Raw genomic sequence first — 5,198 nt, forward strand, 5'->3', positions numbered from 1 at the left:
CAGGTAGTCATATCGCTGATAGCAAAAATAGAAGAAGTCATAAAACCAAGCACTTTGCTTGCTGATTTCGTGCTGGAGGGCGTCCAACGCGTTCTTGAATGACGGCTTTGGCCTCGCTCTCGGAAGTATGGAGGGTCGACGTAGGATGCGGAACTCTCCGGGAGCTAAGCTGTCGAAAATAGCTGACTCGGCGGCAATCATCACGCCGCTTTCTGGCGTTGCATCGGCCCAAATCCCGGAACCGACACAGACCATAACATGGGAGAATCGGGCCCCGTGCCTTCCAAGCGCTTTCTGCCCGATAACAATCAGCCGGCTCAACCAATCATGTTGATGAACGAACGCTATGTCGCCCACCTCGGAAAATGTGACGCCGGGAGGGATCGCCATTTAACGCCAATACGAGCGGCTTATGTAGGTGAGTGCAAGGCTTGTGAGAAACGCCACCAGCGCAACTGTCGCATAGATGAGGGCAGGGCTGGAAGTCGCGGCCGCTTCCGGCTTCAGGAGGGCGATGACCAGAGGATCGATTTTGCTGAACGCGTATCCGCTCAGAAATCCGTAAACGAGCTTTCCTAAGCTGGCAAACGCTTCGCGTTCACCATCCCCGTAAGGTGATATGAATATTCCGGCTGCCCATCCAAGGGATGCCCCGAGGGTGCCGCTGAGGAGACATGGGTAAAACAGTTCAGGCCTACTCGCATCGTAGTTCTTGGCGAACATAAAGAGGCATCCAAAAATCAGGATACTGGCGATCAAACCGACTATAAGATCTGAGCCATCGCCCCATTTTCCCCTTTCACGCCTGGCGCGCCGCTGATTGTCTGAGATCCTGGCGCGCTCATCTTCTGACAGTTGAGATGTCGACGGACTCGATAACTCAGCCATGACCCCCCTACGTCGTCTCCCGGTGGCCAGGCTTGCCTTGATCCAGCAATCAACGGCCTTGCTGCGTCACCCGCCGACGGAGCAGCTAGGGAAGACGATGCCTGCGGTTTCGGGGATTGATAAAGCGGCTTGAACGTCCTGAACAAGCGTTCAGATGGGATGCTACAGGTCAGCCCAGGAGTGCGAACGGTTTAGAAGAAGTGTGCGGACGGGCGGCGACGCGCTAGCCCGGTGATGACGACCCGAAAGCGACCGTTCTTCAGAAAGTAAACCGGCAGGGTCTGGTGATCGAGTGCTCCGGTTATTCCGATACGGCAAGAACATTTTCCGTTTTTTATGCCTGTAAGCGCGCCGGCCATTGACCCGATGTTTCGAGCATGTTTCTAATAGAGTGAGGGTGTAATCTCGGTAAGTATTTCAATTGGTAGTGTTTGAAATACTAGGGATGGGGGAAATGCCATGTCGGGGCAATATACGGCTCCGCCTGTTCGCCGGTTGCGGGTCTATGCCTTCGACCCGCAGGCTTCTACGTCGGCTGCGACTGCAGGCGTTAATGTTGCAACAATTAAAATACCTTGGGAGCAGAGCTGGGAGGAAGAAATTCAGCCCGGCCCCATCAATGACTACCTTGAAGTTATTGATATCGATCCGGTCAGCGGCCAATTTTATGAGCCGGTGGACCTCAATCACCCCTACCTCCTGGCTCAGGACGGCTTGGCCCCCTCGGAAGGCGATCCCCGCTTTCACCAGCAGATGGTGTTCGCCGTTGCAATGAAGACTATTCGAACTTTCGAACGGGCGCTTGGCAGGAGAGTCTTCTGGGCTCCGCGTCGCGTTCCCAACGGGCGAAAATACGAGCCGGTCTATAAATTGCGTATCTATCCCCATGCCCTTCGCGAGCCCAATGCTTATTACAGCCGGGAAAAGAAGGCCCTCCTGTTCGGCTATTTCAGACGTCCGCGCACAGCGCCGGCGCCAAATGGGTGTTTACCGCGCTTTCGCATGACATCATCGTTCACGAGGTCACGCATGCTATCCTGGATGGACTTCACCGGCGGTTTGCTGAACCGACCAGCGTAGACAGCTTGGCGTTCCACGAAGCCTTTGCCGATATCGTCGCTCTGTTCTCACATTTTTCGCTTGAGGAAGCAGTCAGCGCCCAGATTGCGAAAGACGGCGGTAGCCTCGACAACCGCTCCCTCCCCAGCGGCCTCGCCCGGCAGTTCGGCGAGGCTACCGGCCGGGACGGAGCCCTTCGCGAGGCGATTGACGATCACAGTGGCGCTGCGCCCGTGATCTTGCGCGACGACATGACGGAGCCTCACGAACGCGGCGCGGTCCTGGTGGCGGCCGTTTTCGATGCTTTTCTGTCGATCTATGAGAACCGCACCGCTGATCTGCTCAGAATCGCCGGCATCAGACCCGGCATTGGTCCCGACCAGAACCTCCATCCAGACCTGGTCAAACGATTAACCCGGGAGGCGAGCAAGGCGGCGGAACACGTGATGCGAATGTGCATCCGCGCCCTCGACTACCTGCCGCCAGTAGACGTCCGCTTTGGCGATTTTCTCCGGGCAATCATAACGGCGGACTATGACCTGGTGCCCGATGACGTGCTTAATTATCGGCTCGCCATCATAGAAGGGTTTCGGCGGCGCGGTATCATCCCGGAGGGCTGTCTCTCTTTGGCTGTCGACAGTTTGTTGTGGGAGGCGCCGGTCCATCATCTGGCGGCCGATTATGACGATTTGGACCTGGATTTGGAGCCAAAATTCGATCGGACGACGGCAATCAAGGCCGCTGAGGAGAACGCGGAGAGCGTGCATTGGTGGATCCTGGGATCGGAGAGCTTTCGGACCACCGAGGATAAGCCATGGCAAGAGGTGTGCGGAGTAGTCTTCCGACGAGGTTTGATCTCGTATGACGACCGCGAGACGATACTGAGCCGGCCAGGGGACCCGAAGGGATTTGCTCCGCCCGTGGAAATTCATTCTGTAAGAACCTCCCGGCGAACAGGACCCGACGGCCAGGATCTCCGCCAACTTATCATTGAAATTGTACAGCAGCGGCGCGGCTTCTACGATCAGAACGAACAGGAGCTTCAAGACAAGCACGGCGATAACCCGTCGGGCGAGGACTTTGTGTTCCGCGGTGGTGCCACACTCATCTTCGACCTTCGGGAGGGTCACCTGCGTTACGCAGTCCGAAAGCGAATTAGTGACGATGCCCGGCTGGAGCAACAACGCGATTTCCTTGCGGGTTACCGCTTCGGCTCGACTGCGTTCGGTTATGGACTGCAAGGGGGATCGACCGGCACTGCGTTGGACGAACCGTTCGCTCTGGTGCACCGGGGAGGTTAGGTGTGGGGATATTGAAGCTCTTGAGGATCAGGATGTATCGCGGCATCTTGAGCGATTGCTTCCTCATTCGCACCACGTTGGACGACGGCGGCGCGGAGTTGGAGCGATCCATACTTATAGATTGTGGGGTCCTCCAGAACGTTGCCGCTGGAGCCGATCTGATCGCCAAACTTGACCCGAAGGTCGTGAACCGGATCGGTAAAAAGCGCCTGTCCGAAGTTGAGGCAGGCCCGGCCCGCATTTCAGCGATCGCGAAAGACGTCCTGAAGACCGTCGGCAACCGGATCGACCTGCTGGTCATAACCCACGAGCACTACGACCATCTGTCCGGGTTTGCGTTCGAAAAAGGCGCATTCCTTGACGGTGCGGTTTCCATCGGCCGGCTTTGGATGGCTTGGACCGAAAACCTGAAAGATCCGCAGGCTCAGGTCCTAAGGGCACGATTTTCGAAGGGAAAGCAGGCTTTGGCGGCGGCGGCCACGCTGGCGCAAGGCGATGCGCATCCCGGCTTGCGAACGGCAGCGGCGCTTGCCGCTTTCGCCGGGCCAGTCGCCATAAACGGGCTAGGTGCATCGGGCGTCTTCGGGACGGCCGAAATCATGCAAATGCTGAAGGATAAAGCTGGTGCCGATTCAACATCTTATCTTGAGCCTGGACAGGTCATTGACCTCGACGAGTTCAATATCAAGGCCTTTGTTCTTGGCCCGCCTCGAGATGAAGTTTTGCTGCGAAAAGACACCCCATCCAAGGGACAGGCGAAGGAGGTATATCTGACGCGTCTGGACGCCGCCGCGGCGGCGGAAAGCACAGTAAATGCCCAGCTCTCGCTTCTTGCCAATCGAACCGACACAGTCCTGCCTTTCTCGGCCGTTTACCAAAGACCCCTGAAAGAGAAAACCCGTCGCAAGAAGGCGACCAAGTCGGGGGTCCGCAAACTGTATGACGCTCCGGCCGAAAAGTGGCGTAGGATTGACAGCGACTGGACAGGCTCCATCGAAGCTTTGGCCCTGAAGATGGATTCGGATACAAACAACACCAGCCTGGCACTGGCGTTTGAACTCCCCGATGGCCAGGTATTGCTGTTTCCCGGAGACGCCCAGGTGGGGAATTGGCTGTCTTGGAATGACCAGACCTATCCTCCCGCCGCGAAGACTATGTCCTCGGGCAAACCTGTCACCGCAGAGGACCTGTTGCGCCGGACAACCTTTTACAAGGTCGGACACCATGGGAGTCATAATGCCACGGTCAAAGCGCTCGGTCTGGAGCGCATGGTCGACCCACGACTAGTAGCCGCGATACCGGTCGTAGAGGCGGTCGCGGCCATTCAAGGTAAGGGTCGAGCGGAACCTGGAAGCGGGTGGAGGATGCCGTTCGAGGAGCTTTACAAGGCGTTGCAGGAAAAGACCAAGGGACGCATCGTTCAGGGCGACGGTAATCCAACCGTCGAAAAACGAGCTTTCCGAAACAACCCGACGTCAGCAAAGCGGCCGGTCAAGATCGAACACAGCGATCTTTTTGTTGAGATGACGTTCGACCTTTCATGATGCCAGCTGCTCGGGTCGGCGGGGAATTCTCAATGGGGGGTATACGATGGTCGTTCTAATCAACGGCGAAACCAAGAAACTTGGAATTGCGCTCTCGGGGGGCGGGTTTCGTGCTGCCGCGTTCCATGTAGGGACGTTTACGGCTCTCCAGGAACTCGACTTACTCGACAAGCTTGATCTCATCAGCTGCGTGAGCGGCGGGAGCGTGGCAGGCGCCTACTTGGCGCTGAATTGGGGCAAACAGGATGTGCTGAAGGGCCTTTCGGACTATCTGCTGACAAAGTCGATCGCCGTCTCTTCGATCATCGGAGGTATCCTGGACCCCTTCGAAACACGCCTGGAGAAGCTTGGCGCAAGCTACGATCGGGATCTGTTCGCGGGTGCACGGCTATCCGCTCTCAGAGAT

5 protein-coding genes are annotated in these 5,198 nt (G+C 57.1%); 4 read left to right on the plus strand and 1 reads right to left on the minus strand.

Going from position 1 to position 5,198, the window contains the following annotated elements; translation table 11 throughout:
• Nucleotides 1–390: 390 nt before the first annotated feature.
• Nucleotides 391–723 (minus strand): hypothetical protein, encoded by a 333-nt coding sequence (locus tag EN742_RS23440; protein ID WP_091600491.1) that lies wholly within the window; start codon nt 721–723, stop codon nt 391–393.
• A gap of 624 nt (nt 724–1,347) precedes the next feature.
• Between EN742_RS23440 and EN742_RS38765 the strand changes: the two genes are divergently transcribed.
• The 4 genes from EN742_RS38765 to EN742_RS23455 all read left to right on the plus strand — a co-directional run.
• Nucleotides 1,348–1,968 (plus strand): hypothetical protein, encoded by a 621-nt coding sequence (locus EN742_RS38765; RefSeq protein ID WP_210214475.1) that lies wholly within the window; start codon nt 1,348–1,350, stop codon nt 1,966–1,968.
• Nucleotides 1,872–3,248: a hypothetical protein gene (locus EN742_RS23445; RefSeq protein WP_210214476.1), complete on the plus strand. Its 1,377-nt coding sequence runs from the start codon at nt 1,872–1,874 to the stop codon at nt 3,246–3,248. Before EN742_RS38765 ends, EN742_RS23445 begins: the two co-directional genes overlap by 97 nt.
• Before the next feature lie 32 nt (nt 3,249–3,280).
• Nucleotides 3,281–4,792, plus strand: a complete 1,512-nt coding sequence (locus EN742_RS23450) for a hypothetical protein (RefSeq protein WP_126037980.1) — start codon at nt 3,281–3,283, stop codon at nt 4,790–4,792.
• A gap of 46 nt (nt 4,793–4,838) precedes the next feature.
• On the plus strand, nt 4,839–5,198 hold a 360-nt coding region (locus tag EN742_RS23455), incomplete at its 3' end, for a patatin-like phospholipase family protein (protein WP_189375534.1).

The organism is Mesorhizobium sp. M4A.F.Ca.ET.020.02.1.1 (assembly GCF_004022645.1).
Taxonomy (GTDB): Bacteria; Pseudomonadota; Alphaproteobacteria; order Rhizobiales; family Rhizobiaceae; genus Mesorhizobium.

Excerpts from the sequence above, each read along its gene's own strand:
- EN742_RS23450 (WP_126037980.1), top strand. The coding sequence starts at position 3,281 with ATGTATCGCGGCATCTTGAGCGATTGCTTCCTCATTCGCACCACGTTG.
- EN742_RS23440 (WP_091600491.1), bottom strand. The coding sequence starts at position 723 with ATGTTCGCCAAGAACTACGATGCGAGTAGGCCTGAACTGTTTTACCCA.
- EN742_RS38765 (WP_210214475.1), top strand. The coding sequence starts at position 1,348 with ATGTCGGGGCAATATACGGCTCCGCCTGTTCGCCGGTTGCGGGTCTAT.